This window comes from Mycobacteroides sp. CBMA 271, from assembly GCF_009729205.1.
In the GTDB taxonomy this organism is placed as follows: domain Bacteria; phylum Actinomycetota; class Actinomycetes; order Mycobacteriales; family Mycobacteriaceae; genus Mycobacterium.
This window is the reverse complement of the sequence record NZ_VTHB01000004.1, coordinates 453,655-474,167: the sequence shown is the minus strand read 5'-3', so window position 1 is coordinate 474,167 and position 20,513 is coordinate 453,655. Positions and strand designations below refer to the sequence as shown.

The following is a 20,513-nucleotide window of genomic DNA, read 5'->3' as shown; positions in this document are numbered from 1 at the left end:
TACAGTTTGTGACAACCCCTGGATCCCATCGAAACCCCCGGCCGCGCATCATGCGATCAGCGACCGATTTGTTCAGCGCGCGCTCAGCCGCGGCGGTAACGGTCAATGACATCGCCGTCGCCGCGAGAGTCTCAAAAGCCAGTCTTTACAAGGAGTTCCCCAACAAGGACACGTTGGTGAACAGCGTTGTCGCCGAGCGCAGCGAGGATGTCCACCGTCAGATCCTCGAATCAGCCCAACGTCGCAGACCTGGCCTTGAACGCGTGATCAGCCTCTGCCGAGATCTCGGCATATGGCACACCTCGCCGGGGTTCACCGGGTGCCTGGTGGTCAACACCGCGATCGGTCAGCAACAAGCCGACGAGACCCACAGGATCGCCCAGGAACACATCCGGCGCTACCACGACTTCATCACGGCAGAGCTCATGCGAGCCGCCATCAGCGACCCCGAGGAAGTCGCCAGCACCATCGTCGCGCTCATAGAAGGAGTGACGCTACTGGCGGCCTTGCGGTCGCCAGTAGCGCCAGACCTACACCGGATTGTGATGAAAGTTATTGACGCAAACCGGATCTGAATCTTTCAGTGCGAGCTACGCCGCAGCCTTCACAAGCCAGTTGCGCGATACACCCTCCAGAGAACGAGGCTGGACCTGATAAGGCCACCGCTGCTCCCCCACCCCCGACTCACCAGGTTCCTGAACAATCAAATTCGTCCAGCCAGTGCTCGCTACGAAATCCTCGGGGCTGTCTGTACCGAACTTCCACGCAATATCGTCCCTTTCCAGCAGCGACAGGAACAAGCGGGTGGCCGGGCTGGTCAAGAGTGTCTGACTCAGAATATCCACCCCGAGAACACTGTTCGGTGCTGAATGTCGACGCAGCGTCGAAAGTAATCCGAACGCCTGGTCCGGCGTGAGAAAGAACAAAAGCGCCTCGGGTATCCACACGGTGGGCGCACTTGCGTCCCATCCGGCAGACACCAGATCGGGAATCCAATCGGACGCCAAGTCAGTACCGACATAACGGATCTCGGTGCGCGGATTCACGCCGAGTTCGCCGATTCTCTGCGCCTTCTCACCCTGAAGCGCCGGATAGTCCACCTCGAACCAGCGCGTGGAATCCACAACGGACTGCAAGCGGTATGGACGGGTGTCCATACCCGCGGCAATCAGCACCACCTGGCTGGCGGGCTCGACGATCAAACGCGCCTCGATCAGGTCGTCAAGGTACTTAGTACGGATGGCTACGAACTCCTGCAGACCTCCACCTCCGTAGCGTCTCAACAGATCAAAACCCTCCGGCTCGGCCAGAGTCCGAGCAAGCGGATCCACGAACAACGGATCATCGCGTTCGCTTTCCAGCGCCCTGGCCGCCGCAGTCCACTGAGATGTCCTGGAGACGTGCTTCATTGTCAGTCCTTCCTGTTTCTTCCGAATAGGCAATGCATCGAGAGAGTGGCGATCTTGACGGGGGGCTCGGACACGGATCCAAGTTCCACGTCGAACGTGACAATCGAGCCACCCGGAACGCTGAACGAAGGGAGAACCTTCGATACCTTTGCGACGCCCGAGAGCTCGACTCCGGCTATCAGTGGATTGAGCCAGCGGATACTCTCCACACCGGGCGATACCAACGCCGATGAGTCGTTGATGATGGACGACACGAACTGGCGCATGAAGAGCGAACAGACGTACCAACCACTGGCCACAAGCCCAGCGAATCCGGCTTCGCGGGCCGCCGCGTCTGACAGATGTATCGCTTGCGGATCAAATTTCCGCGCGAATTCGACCATCTCGTCAGCGTCAGCCAGGACGGCCGGAATTACATGCTCGGCACCTATCACGTAGCGCGAGTCCAAACCCAATGTGGCCGCCATTCCTACCCCTGAAGATACTTGGCGACGATACTGTTGATTGTTCGGAAATCCTCGACATCAATCGAGTCGAGCGGGACCTCGTTACCAGAGAGTTCTTCCAGGTAGAGCAAGAATTCAACGAATGCCAGAGAGTCGATCAAGCGATTCTCGATGAGATCCTCATCATGGTCCACATCGGTCAGTTCTTTCTTGCGTTTCAGGATCCACTGCTCAATTTTCTCCGCACCCTGAGTCGCATCGATTGCCAGCGTCATATATGTTCCTTTCAGAATGAACTGCTCAGTTGTTTGATATCCGAGGCGACGATGCCTCGGGATTGCAGGACCGAAACCCATCTCTCCAACCCGAATGCCACACAGCTGGTGTTCGCTATATCTGCACCAACCCTGATATCACTATTCACGCCGAAGAATGTCCGATGATTGTTGATCGAAGCGATTGATATGCCATCCACCACAAATTCGTATTTGACCGGAGATATTTTTGAAAACACCGCACGCGGAGCCTCTTTATCAAAAAATGGATCCAAGCCGGGCTCCACCTGGACATCGAACCGCAATGCATTGCAGAGCTCAACTATCCGGGCTGAAAAACTCGCGGTATGCGCAGAACAGAAATCAAACGATCCGACCGCCACGATCTCGCGCATGTGGAAACCCAAAACTCGTCGGAGCGGTTCGTAGTGGTCTTCGGCACGAAAGCAGCGATTGACCGTCGAGAACAAGGTGTTCCCCGGCAGCTGCTGATTGGCGAGAGCAGCATAGATGCCCCAGCAGGCAGCGGTGGGAAGTCCGAGTAAGCCGGCCTCCAGCGTGGTCGGCGCGAACTCGCCAGATGCGGCTTGGTCATCTATTGCGGTGAGAGATCCCGGCGACTTGGTGTCAAGCGTGGTCGCGACAAACGCCAGATGAGGGAAATTCTCATAGCAGTCAAAGGCATCCAAAGTACTCACGGGAAGAAGCGCTGGAGGGATTATCTCGTCGGAGCCCAGCCTCGCACCGGCATCCTGCACCAGACCATCAACGGCGCGTAACAACCTCGTCTGGTCGACGTTCAACCACTGCAAGCCAACGCGGTGATCCACCGGAATCGACACCGACATGTCACACCGCCTCTGGCAGCGTTGGATCCGAAATGAGTCCCTCACGGACAAGGAACGTGAGAGGTTTTCGAGCTATGTGTCTATAAGCCGCCCGGCGCTCACTGGAGGCGATGATTTCCGAGCGTCTTCCCGTCAACCACGTGAGACCTGCATCCCGATACGCTCTCGGATTACTAAACGAGTTCAATATCGAAAGAAGGTACCTTTTCAAATACGTTTCCAGGTTCGCACGTTCTGCCTCGTCCAGCTTTTCTTTCGCATCGGCAAATAGGGACGCGACAAGCTCTCGTCCGAACGCGATATGTCGAGATTCATCCTTGTGGTGCACTCGGTTGACCTCGCGAATTGTTGGGTGAAGATTGCCGTCAGATGCCATTGTCACGTTGTAGTGATCAACGACCTCCTCAAATATAAGTATCCGCGCAAACACCAGAAGATTGGCTAACGCAGGACTTCCCGAGGAAGGCACGGGAGCTTGCAGAGTCGGATATATCTTCTTGCCGTAGCGCAGGCAGAACTCGGAGAAGAACCACATGTGTTCGTTCTCTTCACCGATGAAATGATGAAAGAACTCCGACGGCAGTTCAAATCCCGGCATATGGATCCGGCGAACCACCTCCATGATCAGCTCCCTGATCCCATGAACATTCATGCTGTAGAAATTTATGCTCTCCCATTTGCTCAGCTTCTGAATATCTTCTGCTGTGATCTCATTGGCCGCCTCCGTACCCGCCACGCTCAGAAGCTCTGGGGTCATCCAGTACACATCGTCTGGCAGCGATTCCGCCCAATCGAAGTGAGTAAAGGGGTTGTAGTAGTCCTCGACGGATTTCTCGCTGAGACGCCCGAGTAACGACGCGATGCGATCGTTGCCGACAGTCAGATTAGTCATTTGGGGCTCCCTCGCGTCACTAGTCACTCGGTTCGTTTCAAAGCTAGGGGCGCATTCGTCCGCCCGGTAATGACGAATGGTGCAGTGGTCATGCCTGCTGCGCATCACCGGACAGTTGGCGGGAACGGAGCTGGGTTATCGACCGCTGGAGCGGCACCCGTAGGGTGAGCGCGTGCTGGACTACGTGCGGGACGGAGCCGAGATCTATCGGCAGTCGTTCGCAACCATCAGGGCCGAGGCCGACTTGTCGGCATTCCCGGACGATGTGGCACGCGTGGTGGTCCGTCTCATCCATACCTGCGGACAGGTGGACCTGCCCGGCGAAATCGCGTTCACTCCCGATGTCGTGACCCGCACCCGGGCAGCGCTGGACGCCGGATCCCCCATCCTGTGCGATTCCTCGATGGTCGCGGCCGGGATCACCCGTTTGCGCCTGCCCGCCGACAACGAGGTGGTGTCATTGGTCGCCGATCCGCGCGCCGCGGATCTCGCGCAGCGCACCGGAAGCACCAGATCATCTGCTGCCGTAGATCTTTGGGCCGATCGTCTGCCGGGTGCGGTGGCCGCGATCGGGAACGCTCCTACTGCCCTGTTCCGGATACTCGAGCTCATCGACGAGGGCGTGGCGCCTCCGGTCGCCGTTCTCGGTGGGCCCGTCGGTTTTGTCGGCTCTGCGCAGTCCAAGCAGGAACTCATCGACCGGCCCCGCGGGATGGACTATCTACTGGTACGGGGGCGCAGGGGCGGTAGCGCAATGGCCGCCGCCGCCGTGAATGCGATTGCGAGCGACCAAGAATGACTAGAGGCACTCTCTGGGGTGTCGGGCTGGGCCCCGGCGATCCCGAGCTGGTAACCGTCAAGGCCGCCCGCGTCATTGGCGAGGCCGACGTGGTGGCATTCCATAGTGCCCGGCACGGTCGCAGCATCGCCCGCGCTATCGCCGAACCATACTTGCGGCACGGCCAGATCGAGGAACACCTCGTCTACCCGGTGACCACCGAGACCACCGACCATCCGGGCGGATACCGGGGCGCAATTAATGACTTTTACGAGGAATCCGCGAATCGGATTGCCGCCCACCTAGATTCCGGTCGCAACGTGGCACTGCTCGCCGAGGGCGATCCGCTGTTCTACAGCTCATACATGCATATGCACCGTCGGCTGACCGGCAGGTTCGACGCGGTGATCATCCCCGGCGTGACGTCGGTAAGTGCGGCATCGGCCGCCACGGGGACTCCGTTGGTGGAAGCCGACGAGATCCTGACCGTCATTCCTGGCACCCTGCCGACCGACGAAATCGCCCGCAGGCTCAGCGATTCGCACGCGGCGGTCATCATGAAGCTGGGCCGCTCCTACGGGGCCGTGCAGCAGGCGCTGAAGACCGCCGGTGTCCTGGATCGGGCGTACTACGTGGAGCGCGCCAGCACCGCAGCGCAGCGCGTACTGCCCGCGGCCGAGGTCGATCCGGACTCGGTGCCGTACTTCTCGCTGGTCTTGGTTCCGGGCGCGCAATCCGTCGCGGACGTCGAACCCGACGGCATGGTGAGCGTTGTCGGGCTGGGCCCCGGCCAGCACGATTGGACGACCACCGAGGTGCGCCAAGAACTGTTGCGGGCCACCGATCTCATCGGCTACGGCCCATACCTGGACCGAATACCCGCCCGAGACGGCCAGATTCGTCACGCCAGTGACAACCGCGATGAGCCCGCGCGCGCCGAGTTGGCCTTCAAGCTCGCGGCCGGCGGCCGACGGGTGGCCGTCGTATCCTCCGGGGATCCCGGCGTGTTTGCGATGGCCGCAGCGGTGCTCGAAGAAGCCCGAGCATGGCCCGATGTCACGGTGCGCGTCCTTCCCGCGATGACAGCGGCGCAGGCCGTGGCCAGCCGAGTAGGGGCACCCCTCGGACACGACTACGCAGTGATCTCACTGTCCGATCGGCTCAAACCGTGGGAGATCATCGAATCCCGGTTGCGTGCCGCCGCCGCGGCCGATCTGGTGCTTGCCATATACAACCCGGCATCGAAGTCACGGACATGGCAGGTCGCCTCCATGCGTGAGGTACTGCTCGAACACCGCGACCCGGCGACCCCTGTGGTGTTGGGGCGCGATGTCGGTGGTGCAGGGGAATCCGTGCGGGTGACGACCCTTGGAGAACTGGACCCCTCGGCGGTCGACATGCGCACGCTGCTGATCATCGGTTCATCGCAGACCCAGTGGCAAGACACCGCCACTGGCCCGCAGGTGTTCACGCCTCGGCGGTATCCCGCTCGGTAATCCACCGCTGTGCCTCGTCCACGGTGGACACCACGCAGACGTTCTCCGGCAGCGGCGGTCTGTCGATCATCACCACCGGAACATCGAGCGCCGCAGCTGCTTCCAGTTTGGCTGACGTCATCGTGCCGCCGCTGTTCTTGGTGACGAGCACCTCAATCTCGTACTGGCGCATAAGTTCTGTTTCCGCAGCCAGCGCGTAAGGGCCGCGGGACAACAGCAGATGGTGCCGCTCAGGAAGCTGGTCGGCGGGCACCGCCTCCACCACCCGGATCAGATACCAGGCGTCTGAGAATAGGAATGCTCCGATACTGGACCGCCCCGAGGTCAAGAAGACCCGCGAGAACCCCTGCGCGACCACCACATCCTTGGCCTCGGCGGCCGTGGACACGACGGTGGCATCCCCGGCCGGCCACGGTGGACGGCGCAGGATCACGTGCGGGATAGCCAATCTGGCGCAGGCCGCCGCCGCATTCTCGGTGATGGTCGCAGCGAACGGATGGGTGGCATCGACCACCGCGTCAATAGAATTGTCCAACAGCCATTTTCGTAGCCCCGCCTCGCCGCCGAAGCCTCCGACGCGCAGCGCGCCCTGCGGCACGGCCGGATTGCGTACCCGCCCCGCAAGCGAGGTGATGACGTCGAACCCGGGCACCAGCCGCGCAGCCAACTCGCGTGCCTCGGCCGAGCCGCCGAGGATCAGAATTTTCATTAGTGGGTCGCCCCTCTCCGACGTCCCGCCGAGTACAGGTAGCTCTCGGTAAACCCCTCCGCGGCAAGCGCCTTTCCGACAAAGATCACCGCCGTCTTAGTCACGGCCGACTCCTTCATCTGCCCGGCGATATCGGCCAGGGTGCCCCGCAGGATGATTTCCGATGGCCAGCTGGCATACGCAACCACGGCGACCGGCGTGTCCGGCGGGTATCCCCCCGCGCCGAGATCGGCAACGACGGTATCGATCTGAGCCGCCGCCAAGTGCAGGGCCAGCGTCGCACCCGGTGCGGCCAGGGCGCGCAGATCTTCGCCCGGGGGCATCGCGGTGGATAGCGTCGACACCCGCGTGATCGTCACGGTCTGTGCGACACCCGGAACCGTGAGCTCGGCACCTAGCGCCGCCGCCGCGGCGGCAAAAGCGGGAACACCAGGCACGATCTCATAGCCGATGCCCAGCGCATCCAGCCTGCGGCACTGCTCGGCGACCGCGCTGTACAGCGAGGGATCTCCGGAATGCAGCCGGGCGACATCCAATCCCTCTGCGTCGGCGGCAGATATCTCCTCGATGATGGCATCCAGGGTCAGCGGCCCGGTATCGATGATCCGCGCATCCGGCGGGCAAACATCCAACACATCGCGCGGCATGATCGAACCCGCGTACAGGCACACCGAGCATCGCTGCAGGATGCGTTGGCCGCGCACCGTGATGAGGTCAGCGGCGCCCGGTCCCGCGCCGATGAAGTAGACGGTCATGGATGATCCGCTCGCGGGAAGACATCGAGCTTGGGTTTTTCGGTGCTCCACTGAACGACTGGCAGCCGGGACCTCCAGCTGGTGAAGGCCCCGAGCGGGGTGGCGTCTTCGATCCGAAACCTACGCAGCTCTCCCCCATGTAGGGAATACCATTGCAACAAAAGCGCTTCGGACTCCGCGGTCACCCCGTTGACGACGATCCGGCCCCCTGCCGGCACGCGTTCCCAACAGGCCTCAAGCAGACCCGGCTGCGTCACACCGCCGCCGACAAAGACTGCGTCGGGCGGCCCCGCACTGTCGAAATCCTCTGGCGCCGACTCGAAAACCTCGATATCGACGCCGAACTTTGTCGCATTGGCGGTGATGGCGGACCGACGCGAGGGCTTAATCTCGAATGTCGCGGCGCTGCAGCCGACGCCGCTGCGCGACCATTCGATCGCAATGCTGCCCGAACCGGCGCCCACATCCCACAGCCGCTGACCGGACCGCGGCGCCAACGATGCCAACGTGACGGCTCGGATCTCGCGCTTGGTGATCTGTCCGTCATGATCGAAGGCGGCCTCGGGCAGCCCGGAAACCAAGGGCAGCACGGCACCGTGTTCCTCCGGAACATATTTGACGGCAATGACATTCAAGGTATCGACCGGCGCGTCAACCCAGTCGCGGGCGGTGCCCTCAACACAACGCTCGGCCGCGCCGCCCAGTTGCTCAAGCACCGTCAGCCGTGAAGCCCCCAGCTTGGCATCGGTCAATACCTTCGCCAGCTCGCCCGGAGTATCGGCATTGCGGCTCAGCACCACCGCGTGCCCGCCGTTGCGGACCGCCGAGACAACAGGAGCATTGACGAGGCTGATGACCTCGATATCGTTGCGTGCCCATCCCATTCGGGCGCAAGCCAGCGACACGCTGGAGACATGCGGCAGCACGTTGACGCTGTGCGCGCCGAAAAGACGGGTCAGCGTGGTTCCGATGCCGTGCAACATGGGGTCGCCGCTCGCCAGGACGTGGACGTCCCCCAGGCCGTCGAACATGGTGGGCAGCGCGGGCAGCAGCGGCGATGGCCACACTCGGGACTCGGCCGCCAGAGATTCCTCGGTCAGCAGTCCCAGCTGGCGCAGCGAGCCGAAAATTACTGATGCACGCTGCAATTCACGGCGGGACCGCAGCGACAGGCCATCGACCCCGTCGGCTCCGATCCCAATCACGGTAATCCGCCGGTTCATCGGGGCATCCTGCGCCATACAGACGACGGTACCCATCGGATGACGAATGCGAATGTCCCCAGGGCCCGCGGAATCCATACGGTACGTTTCCCGCGGCGCAGCGCACGCACGGTCGCCTCGGCCACCTGCGCCGGCGTGCTCGACAACGGCGCCGGCGCCATCCCCTGCGTCATCCGGCCGACGACGAAGCCGGGGCGCGCGATCAACAGGCGCACGCCCGAACCGTGCAGCGCATCGGCGAGCCCGCTCGCGAATCCGTCCAGCCCCGCCTTGGCCGATCCGTATACGTAGTTGGCGCGCCGAACGCGCCAACCGGCGATCGACGAGAACACCACGAGCGCACCACCGCCAGCACCGCGCATCCGGACGGCCAGGTCGGTCAGCAGCGCGACCTGTGCCACGTAGTCGATCTGCACGATCTTCGCCGCATGCCCGGCATCTGTCTCCGCCCGGGCCTGATCACCCAGGAGGCCGAATGCCACGACCGCCACATCGATGGCCCCGTGCCGCTCGATGATCGAGGCCAGCACTGATTCCTGGGTGTCGAGCCGGTCGGCATCAAACTCGATGCGGTCCACAGCGAGTGCTCCGGCATCGCGGACTCGCTGCTCCTCGTCTCGCAGGTCATCTGCCCGGCGGGCCGCCAACACCACGGTGTTCCCCGGCGCCAGGCGGGTGGCGACCTCCACCCCGATTTCGCTACGGCCGCCGAAGATCACCACAAGCTGGCCGGAGTGTCGCACCGTGTCGGTCACGTCAGCGATTATGTCCTGCGCTAGCGTGAGCGTTGATGGCGAACACCCCTACGACCCGACTCACCGATGATGCGCTGGCGTTTCTCTCCGAGCGTCATCTGGCGATGCTGACGACGCTGCGGCAGGACAACAGCCCACATGTGGTGGCCGTCGGCTTCACCTTTGACCCCGCAACCCACATTGCGCGGGTCATCACCACCGGCGGGTCACAGAAAGCCGTCAACGCCGAGCGCGGCGGCCTCGCGGTGCTGAGTCAGGTCGACGGAGCCCGCTGGCTCTCCTTAGAGGGCTCGGCCACAGTGGTCACCGATAAGGAACCCGTGCGCGACGCCGAGCTGCGTTACGCCCAGCGCTACCGCACGCCGCGCGTCAACCCGCAGCGTGTGGTCATTGAGGTCAAAATCGAGCGAGTGCTCGGTTCCTCGGACCTGCTGAATCGCGGCGACGCACCTACGGAGTAGGCACCACCGTCAGGCCATGCGGGCGTAAGTTCACCGATTCACAACCATCTTCGGTGACGACGACGATGTCCTCGATCCGTGCGCCCCACTGTCCAGGAAAGTAGACACCCGGCTCGATACTGAACGCCATGCCCGGCTCCAGGATCAGCTCGTTTCCTTCGATGATGTAGGGCTCTTCGTGCACCGACAGCCCGATTCCGTGCCCGGTGCGATGCACGAACGCCTCCCCCATCCCCGCCTCGGTGAGAACCCGACGGGCGGCGGCGTCCACGGACTCGGCCGTCACCCCGGGCCGCGCCGCCTCGGCGGCGGCGCGCTGCGCACGTTCCAGTATCGCAATCCGTTGGGCAACAACGGGATCGGGAGTACCGATGCTGTAGGTACGGGTGCTATCGGAGTTGTAGCCCGGCTCGTAGCTGCCGCCGATGTCCACCACGACGATGTCCCCGGCCAATAGCTCACGATCAGAGCACTCGTGATGCGGATCGGCGCCGTGCGGTCCGGACCCGACGATGATGAACGCAACCTCCGAATGACCTTCGGCCACAATCGCTTCCGCGATATCAGCGGCAACCTGCGCCTCCGTGCGACCGGGAACCAGGAGTTCGGGTACCAGCGCGTGCACCCGATCGATGGCCGCCCCCGCCTTGCGAAGTGCGTCGATCTCGGAGGCGTCCTTGATCATCCGCAGTCGACGCAGCACCCCGGTGGCCAGCACCGGCACCGAGCCGATGAGATCTGCGAGCGGAAGCAAATGCAGCGCGGTCATGGACTCGGTGACCGCCACCTGACCCGGGCCCCCCAATGCCTTGCGCACCAGCGTGTACGGGTTATCGCCGTCCACCCAGTCGCTGATCGGGATATCGAGATCGCCGATCGCCGAATCCTTCAAGGCCGCGAGCTCCATCCGCGGCGCCACCACGGTGGGTGTTCCTGCCGCAGGGAGCACCAACGCGGTGAGCCGCTCGAAGGTCTGCGCACGCGACCCGGTGAGGTATCGCAGGTCGTATCCGGGTGTGATCACCAATCCGGCCAACCCCGCGGCGTGAGCCTCGTGTGCGGCACGTTGCAGACGGTTGGCGTAGACATCGGATTCGAAACGCTGGGCTGCCATACGGTTCAGGCTATCTGGCATAGGTTGAGTGCCGTGTCAGATGACTCAGCCCAACTCGTCCAAGCACGACCCGTCCTGCTCCTCGATGGCGCCAGCCTGTGGTTCCGCTCCTACTTCGGAGTGCCCGATTCGATCAGGTCCCCCGACGGCAGACCCGTCAACGCCGTCCGCGGATTCCTCGACACGATCTCGCAACTCATCACCCTGCACCGGCCGCATCGACTGGTGGTGTGTCTGGACCTGGACTGGCGTCCGGCCTGGCGGGTGGCGGCCATCCCGTCGTACAAGGCGCATCGGGTGCTTCAGGAGTCGGCCGTGACCGTCGATGTCGAAGAGGTGCCCGACGAGTTGACGCCTCAGGTCGCGATGATCGCCGCGATGTTGGACGCCTTTGGCATCGCCTCGGCGGGCGCGCCGGGATTCGAGGCCGATGACGTGCTGGGCACCCTGGCGGCGACGGAGCGCCAGGACCCGGTGATCGTCGTCAGCGGTGACCGCGACCTGCTGCAGGTGGTGACCGACGACCCGGTGCCCGTCCGCGTGTTCTACATGGGGCGCGGATTCGCCAAGGCCACGTTGTACGGCCCGGTCGAGGTGTCCGAACAGTACGGAGTGCCCGCCGACCGCGCGGGTGCGGCGTACGCGGAGCTGGCCCTGCTGCGCGGCGATCCGTCCGACGGGCTGCCCGGTGTCACCGGCGTGGGTGAGAAGACGGCCGCCAAACTTCTGGGCGAATACGGGTCACTGACGAGCATCCTGGCTGCGGCAGCGGATCCGAAATCCGAGCTGCCCAAGGCGGTCCGCGCCAAGCTGCTGGCAGCGACCGACTACATCGCGGCTGCCGAGCCCGTGGTTCGGGTGGCAGTGGATGCGCCGGTGACGATCGACCGCGACAGAGATGCGCTACCGCTGACGGCGCGGGATCCGCAGCGCGTCGCCGAGCTGGGCGCTGAACTGGGGATCGGGTCGGCGATCACGCGGCTGCAGAAGGCGCTGGACGCGCTCCCCGGGTCTTAGAAGACGGATAACAAAAACGCCGGGTGCGCGTACTTCCATGCGCATCCGGCGTTTTCGTGAAGACCGTTACTTGGGGCGGCCTACCTCGTAGGTGCCCTTGTCGTTCTGGAAGGTCACAGTGACCTCGCGCTTAGTGCCGTCGATGCTGACGTCGCAGGTGAAGGTGGCGCCCTTCTTCACCTCGGGATTCTGGCCGTTATTGCACTTGACGTCCTTGACATTCTTGGCGCCGTATCCGTTGGTCTCGTCGGTCAGAACCTTGGTCACGCCATCCTGGGCCTTGTTAACGTCCAGGGTGGTGGTCATGGCCCATCCGGGCGCCAGGAACGCGGTAACCAGCACCACAAGCAGGATCAGCGTGGCTGCGGCAATGCCACCGATGATCGCGATGGTCTTGGTCGAACGCTGCGGCTTACCGGCCCCGAACTGCGGGAACGGCTGCCCCTGCTGCTGCCCGTACTGACCCGGGTATCCACCCTGCTGGCCGTACTGTCCCTGCTGGCCGTAGGCGCCGGGCTGCTGGCCGAATTGGCTCGGATCGCCGAAGCCCTGCTGGGCAGGCTGGCCGGGCTGCTGCTGGCCGAACTGGCTCGGATCGCCAAAGCCGCCGCCCGGGAAACCCGGCTGCTGGTAGGCGCCGGGCTGCTGACCGTACTGGCCGGGCTGGCCGTAGGCCGGCTGCTGCCCCCAGCCCTGCTCGCCGGGTTGACCTTGCTGGGCTGGATCAGAGGATTGCGGTGTCTGCCACGGCTCTTGGCCTTGCCCAGGTTGCGGCGCCCACTGCCCGCCGGGTTCCGTTCCCTGTGGACCGCTCATCGTTCCTCCCGTGTCGCGACATAAGTTTCTTACCGGTGTGTAAGAGCGTGCTGACGCTCCACCTTAGCGTTTGCTCGACCTTATGTGCCATCAACGGCGACGACGCCACGCCGCACGTCGGCAACCGCAGCTCTGGCCACCGAGCGCAGGTCCGTGTCCGGGGCAGCCTTGTGGATCTGGTCGAGCAGATCCACCACCTGCCGGCACCATCGCACGAAATCTCCTGCTGGAAGGGCGGTACCCGTGTCACCGGCCGCCTCCAGCGAGGCTGCCAGATCCCCGGTGGTGGCCCACCTATACACCGCCGCGACGAAGCCCTCATCGATCTCGCGAGTGGGCGAGAGGTGGTGCTGCTGTTCATCGCGGCGCAACCGCGCCAGGGCGCGGTGGGTCTCCGCGAGCGCACCGCGCAGTGCAGCAGTCGGCGCGTCCCCCGGCACCGTCACCCCATCGCCCCGCGATTCGTACAGCACCGCCGACGCGACCGCCGCAAGCTCGGCGGGTTTCAGCCCCGCCCACAGCCCGCGCCGCAGGCATTCGGCCACCAGCAGGTCGCTCTCGCTGTAGATGCGAGCCAGCAACATACCGTCGTCGGTGACCTTCATCCCCAGCTCGGCGCTGCTCTGGATGTAACCGCGTTCGGTGAGTAGCGCCAGGATCCGGTCGAAGGTCCGCGCAAGTGAGTTGGTGGCCGCCGACACCTTCTTCTGCAGTTGAGCGTTGTCACGTTCGATGCGCAAGTAGCGCTCGCCGATGCGCGCCACGTCGTCACGGTTGGGCGCATGGTGCACGCGATGTTCCCGGATCTCTCGGCGTAACCGTTCGACGTCGGCGCCGAGATCCGAGCTGTCGGCTCCGACACTCCCGCCGCGGCGTTTGGCAGATTCCGGCCGGCGGACTCGACCGTCATCTAGCGCCGATCGCAGCGCCGACGCCACGTCACGTCGCACCTTGGGCTGCCGATGTTCGACGCGCTTGGGCAGCGCGATAGAGCCGAGCGATTCGGCACTGCCCGAATAATCTGCCGACGAAATCCTGCCGGCCCAGCGATGTTCAGTGAGAACCAGCGGACGAGGGTCCTCGTCATCGGCAGCGGGTTCGAGCACCACCGCCACCCCGTTGTGCCGACCGTGCGGGATCGCGATGACATCGCCGCGTTTGAGGGCGACCAAGGCGGCGTTAGCCGCACCACGGCGTTCGAGCCGTGACGCGCGTGCGGCAACTCGCTCCTGTTCGGACAGGCTCGCGCGCAACCGTATGTACTGCAGCGCGGAACCGTCCTGCCCACCAAGCTCATTGGCAATCTCGTCGAGCATCTTCTGGCCGCGCTCGATACCGCGAACCAATCCCACTACGGAGCGGTCGGCCTGATATTGGGCAAAGGATCTCTCGAGGAGTTCACGGGCCGGATCCGGGCCCATCCGGTGCACCAGATTGATCGTCATGTTGTACGACGGCGCAAAGGAACTGCGCAGCGGGAAGGTACGGGTGGAGGCCAGGCCGGCAATCTCGCTGGGCTCGAGCTCGGGGTTCCACAGCACCACGGCGTGCCCCTCGACATCGATTCCACGCCGCCCCGCCCGGCCCGTCAACTGTGTGTACTCCCCCGGAGTCAACGCCGCATGCTGCTCCCCGTTGAACTTCACCAACCGTTCCAGCACCACCGTGCGCGCAGGCATGTTGATACCCAATGCCAGTGTCTCGGTGGCGAATACCGCCCTCACAAGGCCCTTGGTGAACAACTCCTCCACGGTGTGCCGGAACACCGGAAGCATGCCCGCATGATGTGCCGCGATGCCGCGCAGCAACCCATCGCGCCATTGCCAATACCCGAGCACATCCAAGTCCGCTTCGGGCAGGCCTTCGGTGCGGCGGTCGATGATGGCGACGATCTCCTGCCGCTCGTCCTCGGTGGTGAGCCGCAACCGGGACCGAAGGCATTGCGCAACAGCACCATCGCATCCGGCGCGCGAGAAGATGAAGGTGATCGCCGGAAGCAGGCCGTCCTCGTCGAGTTTGGTGATGACCTCGGGGCGCGACGGCGGGCGATAGAGGGTGGGGCGCGACCCAGACGAGCCCTGGCGCGGACCGCCGTGCTGTGGCCGGCGGCGCGGACGATCGAAGTCGGCGAAGCGATCGGCCTGCCGACGCTGTGCGATGTACCGGATGAGATCCGGATCTACATCAGTCTTCTTGCCGTCGTAATCAAAGAGGTCGAACAGTCGTCGACCCACGATGACGTGCTGCCACAAGGGAACCGGCCGCGTTTCGTCGACAACCACCGTGGTGTCCCCGCGGACCGTCTTGATCCAACCGCCGAACTCCTCAGCGTTACTCACGGTGGCCGACAGGCTGGCGAGTGCCACTTCCTCGGGCAGGTGCAGGATCACTTCTTCCCACACCGCGCCACGGAACCGGTCGGCGAGAAAGTGCACTTCATCCATCACGACATGCGAAAGACCATGCAGCGCCGGCGAATCCGCGTAGAGCATGTTCCGCAGCACCTCGGTGGTCATTACCACCACCGGAGCATCGGAGTTAATCGACGAGTCGCCGGTGAGCAGGCCGACCTTCTCGGGCCCGTAGACCGACACCAGATCGTTGAATTTCTGGTTACTCAACGCCTTGATGGGTGTGGTGTAAAAGCATTTGCGCCCGGCCGCCAGCGCCAGGTGTACCGCGAATTCTCCGACGATGGTCTTCCCCGCACCGGTCGGGGCGCACACCAGTACACCGTGCCCGTTCTCCAACGCGGTACACGCGCGCACTTGGAACGGGTCGAGGGCAAAGCTCAGCCCTTTTGAAAAATGAGCTAAGGCATCCGTATTACTGCTCACTTGGTGTCGAATCGCTCGGGTCGCGCGATCGGTTCGGGCTGCGCGATGGACTCGGGGGCCTCGAGAACGGACGCCTCATCGTCGCTCAATTGCGCGCCTTCACGTTTGGCCTTGCGTTTGTCGTGCACGCGGGCAATCTGAATGGAGAACTCCAGCAACAGCGTAAGCGCCAGCCCCAACGCCGTCATGGAGAACGGATCGGCCCCCGGCGTCGCGAAGGCCGCGAAGACGAACAGCCCGAAGATGATGCCGCGGCGCCAGTTCTTGAGTTTGGCGTAGGGCAGCATCCCGACGAAATTCAGCATGACCAGCAGCAGCGGGAATTCGAAGCTGACACCGAACACCAACAGCAGGTTGATCAGGAAGCTGAAGTACTCGTCGCCCTTCAGTCCGGTGACCTGCACATCACTGCCCACCGTCAACAGGAAGTGCAGGGCCTTGGCCAGCACCAGGTAGGCCAACAGCGCGCCGGTCACGAACAGCACCGCCGCCACAGTCACAAAGACGATCCCGAACTTGCGTTCGTTGCGGTACAGACCCGGCGTGATGAAACGCCAGATTTGATACAGCCACACCGGACAGGCCAGCACCACACCGGCCGTCAGCCCCACCTTGAGGCGCAGCATGAACTGTTCAAAGGGCGCGGTGGCCAGCAGCCGACAGGCACCGTCGGCACTGAGGTTGGCGCGGGCGCTCGCCGGCAGCGAGCAGTACGGCTCCCGCAGCCACTCGCCGAGGCTTTCCAGACCGAACATCGTGTGCTCGTACCAGACGAAACCGACGATGGTGGTCAGCAGGACCGCGGCCACCGAGATCAGCAGGCGGGTACGCAGTTCGTGCAGATGCTCGACGAGCGACATGGTGCCGTCGGGATTCTTGGGTTGTTTACGCAGGCTAAGAGCACCCAAAACCTTATTCATGAATATCCCGCGGCGAAACGCGGCTAGGCAGTGGGCTTATGGCCGGGTGTCGTCTCGATCGGTGGTGCTTCCACAACTGCCGCGGGCGGCACCTGCTGCTGCTCCACCGCTTGTGGGGCACCCTCGGTGCCCTTACCGTCGTTTTGCAGTTCCTTGACTTCCGACTTGAAGATCCGCAGCGACTTACCCAGCGACCGTGCAAGGTCGGGTAGCTTCTTGGCTCCGAAGAGCAGCGCGAATACGACGATAACGATTACCCAGTGCATGGGTTGTAGACCGCCCAATGTGGTCACCTCCAGACGTCGTGTATGCCCTGAAGCCTACCCCAGGGCCTGCCAAGGTCAGCTGGCCTGATACGCCGCCAGCGCCGCCGCCGCGTCCCCACGCACCCGCCGCGCCAACGACTCCGGCGTCAACACCCGAATCGCCGAGCCGAAGCCGAGGACCAATCGGGCCATCCAATCCTCGGAGGCGTAGGTCATCGCGGCTTCCACAGAGCCGTCCACATGCTGAGCGCCGGTGGGACGCATCGGGAAGTAGTCGAACACCCACGACGCGCTCGGGGCGACGAGCACCGTCGCCGCCGGGAGCGACGGATCCGCCTCGAACAGCCCGGTATCGGTGGCCGTCTGGACCGCCGGTGCCGGCGGCGCCGCACGCTGGTCAAGAACCTCGGCCTGCTCGATCCTGTCGAACCGAAACAACCGCACACCTTCGGATGCCCGACACCAGGCCTCCAGGTAGCTGTGATCCCCCACCACCGCAATGCGGATCGGATCGACTATCCGCTCCGACAACGCATCTCGTGATGCTGAGTAGTACTCGATGCGCAGCGCCTTACTCGCGCGTACCGCCGAGCGCACCGCGGACACCGCTTCGGACTCCACGGGGGCCGGTGTCGGCACTCCATCGCCGGCGCCGGCGCCGGCGGCGTCCTCGATCTTGGCGATGGCGCTGCGTGCCGCCTCCGGGTCCACGGTGCCGGGCATGTCCAGCAGCGCGCGCAGCGCGACCAGCAGTGCCGTCGCCTCGGGCGAGGTGAGGCGCAGCGGACGGTCGATGCCCGCCGAGAAGGTGACCTCGATGCTCTCCTCGGAGAACGACAGGTCGATCAGATCGCCCGGGCCGTAACCGGGCAGACCGCACATCCACAGTTGGTTGAGGTCGGCCATCAACTGTTTGGTGGTGACGCCCAGGTCGGCGGCGGCCTCGGCAGCACTGATGCCCGGGTTGGCCTGAAAGTACGGAACCATATTCAGCAGGCGCGTCAGGCGATTGGATAACTCGGTCATGCCGACACTCCTGAGTGCTCGCGAAGCCTGGCCACAACCTCATCGCGCACCTGCACCGGTTCCAATGCCACCGCATCAGCCCCGTGCGAGGCGATCGAGCGGACCAGCCGATCGGGCGAGGCAACTTCGATCTCGACCACGTCGCCGTCACGCTCCGCCAGCCGCCGCGGTTCGACGACGACACCCATCCGGCGCAGCTCTTGGGCGCGCCCTTCGGCGATCCACACCCGGGCGGTGATCCGCACTGGCCCGTCGCCGACGGCCTTGGCCACAATGTCCCGCAGGTCCACACCCGCTGGGCGCCGTACCGTTCCCGGTTTGTCCAGCATCGTGACGTCCTCGCCGATGCGGGAGAGGCGGAAGGTGCGGGTCGCGTCCCGGTCCCGGTCATGCCCGACGAGGTACCAGCGACCACGATCGGTGATCACACCCCACGGCTCGACGGCGCGGGTGACATACGGTTCAGCACGGGACGGCCGGTGCCCAAATTGCACGGCTTGCCCGGAATCGATGGCGGATAACAGGATTCGCAGCACAGATTCAGATCCACGACCGCCGGGCAGGGCGGCCGGTGCGGCCACCGAAACATTCTCGGCGGCCGGGTCCACGTCCACTCCCGCCGCACGCAGTTTCAGCAGCGCCCCTTGGGCGGCGGTGACCAGCTCGGGCGACTGCCACAGCTGCGTGGCGACCGCCACGGCCGCGGATTCATCGGCGGTGAGGGTGATATCGGGCAGCTCGTAGGCGTCGCGGCGAATGCGATAGCCCTCGGTGGCATCGAAGGACGACACCTTGCCCGTCTCCAACGGGATGCCCAGGTCGCGCAGTTCGTTCTTGTCGCGCTCGAACATGCGGCTGAACGCCTCATCGCTGGGCGAGTCCGAATAACCGGCGACGGAGGTGCGGATCCGCTCGGCGGTGACATAGGTGCGGGTGGACAGCAGGCAGATCACCAGGTTCATCAACCGCTCGACTTTGGAGATCGCCACGGCGGAAAGCTTAGAGGACTATGGCGTGTTTCCTGCCAGCGCTTTAGGGGGTGTTGCGAAAGTTTGTTCGAGCCTTTGCGCCGAGATGACATCCATCTCGACGAGAGCGGGACTTACATGCTGGCGATAAGCCGTTCGACGCGCTCGTCGACGGACCGGAACGGGTCCTTGCACAACACGGTGCGCTGAGCCTGGTCGTTGAGCTTGAGGTGCACCCAGTCCACTGTGAAATCGCGGCCGGCCTCCTGGGCAGCGGTGATGAAGTCACCGCGCAGCTTGGCCCTGGTGGTCTGCGGCGGCTGGTCGACGGCGGCCTTGATTTCCTCGTCGGTGGTAACGCGCGCGGCCATGCCCTTGCGTTGCAGCAGGTCGAACACGCCCCGGCCCCGCTTGATGTCGTGGTAGGCCAGGTCCAGCTGGGCGATCTTCGGATCGGACAGCTCCATGTTGTACCGGTCCTGGTAACGCTGGAAGAGCTTGCGCTTGATCACCCAGTCGATCTCGGTGTCGATCTTCGAAAAATCTTGAGCTTCAACGGCATCCAGGGTGCGGCCCCACAGCTCGACGACCTGCTCGACCTGCTCATTGGGCTCGCGAGTGTTGAGGTGCTCCACAGCACGGGCGTGGTACTCGCGCTGGATGTCCAGTGCGCTGGCCTGCCGCCCCCCGGCAAGCCGGACCGGGCGGCGTCCGGTGAGGTCGTGGCTTACCTCGCGGATGGCCCGGATCGGGTTGTCCAGCGAGAAGTCGCGGAAAGCCACGCCGGCCTCGATCATCTCCAGCACCAGTGCCGCGGTGCCCACCTTGAGCATGGTGGTGGTCTCGGACATGTTGGAGTCTCCGACGATGACGTGCAGACGCCGGTACTTCTCGGCGTCGGCGTGCGGCTCGTCGCGGGTGTTGATGATCGGCCGGCTGCGGGTGGTCGCCGAGGACACGCCTTCCCAAATGTGTTCGGCGCGTTGCGACAAGCAGAAGGTCGCGGCCTTCGGGGTCTGCAGCACCTTTCCTGCGCCGCAGATCAGCTGACGGGTGACCAGGAACGGCAGCAGCACATCAGAGATCCGGGAGAACTCCCCCGCGCGCACGATCAGGTAGTTCTCGTGGCACCCGTACGAATTGCCCGCCGAATCGGTGTTGTTCTTGAACAGATAGATGTCGCCGCCGATGCCCTCATCGGACAAGCGCTGCTCGGCGTCGATCAGCAGGTCTTCCAGGACGCGCTCCCCGGCGCGGTCATGGGTGACCAGCTGCACCAGGCTGTCGCATTCGGCGGTGGCGTACTCGGGATGGCTGCCTACGTCGAGGTAGAGCCGGGCGCCGTTGCGCAGAAAGACGTTGGAACTGCGACCCCACGACACCACCCGGCGGAACAGGTACCTAGCGACCTCGTCGGGACTCAGTCGCCGGTGGCCGTGGAACGTGCAGGTGACACCGAACTCGGTCTCGATCCCCATAATCCGACGTTGCACATATCGAGC

At 64.0% G+C, this 20,513-nt stretch carries 22 protein-coding genes; 5 read left to right on the top strand and 17 right to left on the bottom strand.

Features of this window, described 5'->3' with window-relative positions; translation table 11 throughout:
• The first annotated feature begins 8 nt into the window (after positions 1-8).
• Entirely contained in the window at positions 9-575 is a 567-nt protein-coding gene (locus FZI91_RS13625) for a TetR/AcrR family transcriptional regulator (RefSeq protein ID WP_162526403.1), read from the top strand.
• A gap of 15 nt (positions 576-590) precedes the next feature.
• Here FZI91_RS13625 and FZI91_RS13620 read toward each other — a convergent pair whose 3' ends face one another.
• Genes FZI91_RS13620 through FZI91_RS13600 form a run of 5 tightly spaced genes read right to left on the bottom strand, consistent with a single transcriptional unit; the run spans position 591 to position 3,870 of the window.
• Positions 591-1,409: an SAM-dependent methyltransferase gene (locus tag FZI91_RS13620; protein WP_155939466.1), complete on the bottom strand. Its 819-nt coding sequence runs from the start codon at positions 1,407-1,409 to the stop codon at positions 591-593.
• A 2-nt stretch (positions 1,410-1,411) separates the two neighbouring features.
• A complete protein-coding gene (locus FZI91_RS13615; RefSeq protein WP_155939465.1) occupies positions 1,412-1,876 on the bottom strand; it encodes a MaoC/PaaZ C-terminal domain-containing protein in 465 nt (154 codons plus the stop codon).
• A gap of 2 nt (positions 1,877-1,878) precedes the next feature.
• Positions 1,879-2,130: an acyl carrier protein gene (locus tag FZI91_RS13610; RefSeq protein WP_155939464.1), complete on the bottom strand. Its 252-nt coding sequence runs from the start codon at positions 2,128-2,130 to the stop codon at positions 1,879-1,881.
• 11 nt (positions 2,131-2,141) lie between these two features.
• Positions 2,142-2,978, bottom strand: coding sequence for a hypothetical protein (locus FZI91_RS13605; protein WP_155939463.1), 837 nt, complete (start codon positions 2,976-2,978; stop codon positions 2,142-2,144).
• Position 2,979: 1 nt separating this feature from the next.
• Positions 2,980-3,870, bottom strand: coding sequence for a diiron oxygenase (locus FZI91_RS13600; protein WP_155939462.1), 891 nt, complete (start codon positions 3,868-3,870; stop codon positions 2,980-2,982).
• Between the two features lie 172 nt (positions 3,871-4,042).
• Between FZI91_RS13600 and FZI91_RS13595 the strand changes: the two genes are divergently transcribed.
• Entirely contained in the window at positions 4,043-4,669 is a 627-nt protein-coding gene (locus tag FZI91_RS13595; RefSeq protein WP_162526402.1) for a precorrin-8X methylmutase, read from the top strand.
• A complete protein-coding gene (locus tag FZI91_RS13590) occupies positions 4,666-6,144 on the top strand; it encodes a precorrin-2 C(20)-methyltransferase (RefSeq protein ID WP_155939461.1) in 1,479 nt (492 codons plus the stop codon). Before FZI91_RS13595 ends, FZI91_RS13590 begins: the two co-directional genes overlap by 4 nt.
• Here FZI91_RS13590 and FZI91_RS13585 read toward each other — a convergent pair.
• The 4 genes from FZI91_RS13585 to FZI91_RS13570 are packed head-to-tail and all read right to left on the bottom strand — an operon-like array spanning position 6,116 to position 9,553.
• Positions 6,116-6,844 carry a cobalt-precorrin-6A reductase gene (locus FZI91_RS13585; RefSeq protein ID WP_155939589.1) on the bottom strand — a complete coding sequence of 243 codons (729 nt, stop codon included), beginning with the start codon at positions 6,842-6,844 and terminating at the stop codon, positions 6,116-6,118. The genes FZI91_RS13590 and FZI91_RS13585 overlap by 29 nt on opposite strands.
• Positions 6,845-6,852: 8 nt before the next feature.
• Positions 6,853-7,608, bottom strand: coding sequence for a precorrin-4 C(11)-methyltransferase (cobM, locus tag FZI91_RS13580; RefSeq protein WP_162526401.1), 756 nt, complete (start codon positions 7,606-7,608; stop codon positions 6,853-6,855).
• Positions 7,605-8,867, bottom strand: a complete 1,263-nt coding sequence (gene cbiE, locus FZI91_RS13575) for a precorrin-6y C5,15-methyltransferase (decarboxylating) subunit CbiE (RefSeq protein WP_155939459.1) — start codon at positions 8,865-8,867, stop codon at positions 7,605-7,607. The genes cobM and cbiE overlap by 4 nt, the downstream gene beginning before the upstream one ends.
• Entirely contained in the window at positions 8,828-9,553 is a 726-nt protein-coding gene (locus FZI91_RS13570) for an SDR family NAD(P)-dependent oxidoreductase (RefSeq protein WP_162526423.1), read from the bottom strand. The genes cbiE and FZI91_RS13570 overlap by 40 nt, the downstream gene beginning before the upstream one ends.
• A 68-nt stretch (positions 9,554-9,621) precedes the next feature.
• Between FZI91_RS13570 and FZI91_RS13565 the strand changes: the two genes are divergently transcribed.
• Positions 9,622-10,047: a F420-dependent biliverdin reductase gene (locus FZI91_RS13565; protein WP_155939458.1), complete on the top strand. Its 426-nt coding sequence runs from the start codon at positions 9,622-9,624 to the stop codon at positions 10,045-10,047.
• Here FZI91_RS13565 and FZI91_RS13560 read toward each other — a convergent pair.
• Entirely contained in the window at positions 10,037-11,161 is a 1,125-nt protein-coding gene (locus FZI91_RS13560) for a Xaa-Pro peptidase family protein (protein WP_155939457.1), read from the bottom strand. The two genes, FZI91_RS13565 and FZI91_RS13560, sit on opposite strands and share 11 nt — an antisense overlap.
• A gap of 75 nt (positions 11,162-11,236) precedes the next feature.
• Here FZI91_RS13560 and FZI91_RS13555 point away from each other — a divergent pair, with 75 nt between their 5' ends.
• Positions 11,237-12,178, top strand: coding sequence for a 5'-3' exonuclease (locus FZI91_RS13555; protein WP_155939588.1), 942 nt, complete (start codon positions 11,237-11,239; stop codon positions 12,176-12,178).
• 66 nt (positions 12,179-12,244) lie between these two features.
• Here FZI91_RS13555 and FZI91_RS13550 read toward each other — a convergent pair whose 3' ends face one another.
• From FZI91_RS13550 to pafA, 7 genes are all read right to left on the bottom strand, one after another.
• Complete coding sequence (locus tag FZI91_RS13550) at positions 12,245-12,994, bottom strand: DUF4333 domain-containing protein (RefSeq protein WP_155939456.1); 750 nt, start codon at positions 12,992-12,994, stop codon at positions 12,245-12,247.
• 80 nt (positions 12,995-13,074) lie between these two features.
• Positions 13,075-15,831: an RNA helicase gene (locus FZI91_RS13545; protein ID WP_162526400.1), complete on the bottom strand. Its 2,757-nt coding sequence runs from the start codon at positions 15,829-15,831 to the stop codon at positions 13,075-13,077.
• Entirely contained in the window at positions 15,828-16,691 is an 864-nt protein-coding gene (gene tatC / locus FZI91_RS13540) for a twin-arginine translocase subunit TatC (RefSeq protein WP_162526422.1), read from the bottom strand. The genes FZI91_RS13545 and tatC overlap by 4 nt, the downstream gene beginning before the upstream one ends.
• A gap of 83 nt (positions 16,692-16,774) precedes the next feature.
• The gene (gene tatA / locus FZI91_RS13535; protein ID WP_155939586.1) at positions 16,775-17,035 is read right to left on the bottom strand and encodes a Sec-independent protein translocase subunit TatA; all 261 of its coding nucleotides are present in this window, start codon (positions 17,033-17,035) and stop codon (positions 16,775-16,777) included.
• A 57-nt stretch (positions 17,036-17,092) separates the two neighbouring features.
• Positions 17,093-18,043, bottom strand: coding sequence for a YafY family protein (locus FZI91_RS13530; protein WP_155939454.1), 951 nt, complete (start codon positions 18,041-18,043; stop codon positions 17,093-17,095).
• Positions 18,040-19,032 (bottom strand): YafY family protein, encoded by a 993-nt coding sequence (locus FZI91_RS13525; protein WP_162526399.1) that lies wholly within the window; start codon positions 19,030-19,032, stop codon positions 18,040-18,042. The genes FZI91_RS13530 and FZI91_RS13525 overlap by 4 nt, the downstream gene beginning before the upstream one ends.
• Positions 19,033-19,145: 113 nt before the next feature.
• Entirely contained in the window at positions 19,146-20,504 is a 1,359-nt protein-coding gene (pafA, locus tag FZI91_RS13520; RefSeq protein ID WP_309224156.1) for a Pup--protein ligase, read from the bottom strand.
• Positions 20,505-20,513: the final 9 nt, after the last annotated feature.

What these genes read in the sequence shown, in the direction of transcription:
- FZI91_RS13590 (WP_155939461.1), top strand. Translation starts at nt 4,666, where the DNA reads ATGACTAGAGGCACTCTCTGGGGTGTCGGGCTGGGCCCCGGCGATCCC.
- FZI91_RS13620 (WP_155939466.1), bottom strand. Translation starts at nt 1,409, where the DNA reads ATGAAGCACGTCTCCAGGACATCTCAGTGGACTGCGGCGGCCAGGGCG.
- cbiE (WP_155939459.1), bottom strand. Translation starts at nt 8,867, where the DNA reads ATGGGTACCGTCGTCTGTATGGCGCAGGATGCCCCGATGAACCGGCGG.
- FZI91_RS13605 (WP_155939463.1), bottom strand. Translation starts at nt 2,978, where the DNA reads ATGTCGGTGTCGATTCCGGTGGATCACCGCGTTGGCTTGCAGTGGTTG.
- FZI91_RS13615 (WP_155939465.1), bottom strand. Translation starts at nt 1,876, where the DNA reads ATGGCGGCCACATTGGGTTTGGACTCGCGCTACGTGATAGGTGCCGAG.
- FZI91_RS13560 (WP_155939457.1), bottom strand. Translation starts at nt 11,161, where the DNA reads ATGGCAGCCCAGCGTTTCGAATCCGATGTCTACGCCAACCGTCTGCAA.
- FZI91_RS13565 (WP_155939458.1), top strand. Translation starts at nt 9,622, where the DNA reads ATGGCGAACACCCCTACGACCCGACTCACCGATGATGCGCTGGCGTTT.
- FZI91_RS13610 (WP_155939464.1), bottom strand. Translation starts at nt 2,130, where the DNA reads ATGACGCTGGCAATCGATGCGACTCAGGGTGCGGAGAAAATTGAGCAG.
- tatC (WP_162526422.1), bottom strand. Translation starts at nt 16,691, where the DNA reads ATGTCGCTCGTCGAGCATCTGCACGAACTGCGTACCCGCCTGCTGATC.
- FZI91_RS13600 (WP_155939462.1), bottom strand. Translation starts at nt 3,870, where the DNA reads ATGACTAATCTGACTGTCGGCAACGATCGCATCGCGTCGTTACTCGGG.
- cobM (WP_162526401.1), bottom strand. Translation starts at nt 7,608, where the DNA reads ATGACCGTCTACTTCATCGGCGCGGGACCGGGCGCCGCTGACCTCATC.
- FZI91_RS13550 (WP_155939456.1), bottom strand. Translation starts at nt 12,994, where the DNA reads ATGAGCGGTCCACAGGGAACGGAACCCGGCGGGCAGTGGGCGCCGCAA.
- FZI91_RS13530 (WP_155939454.1), bottom strand. Translation starts at nt 18,043, where the DNA reads ATGACCGAGTTATCCAATCGCCTGACGCGCCTGCTGAATATGGTTCCG.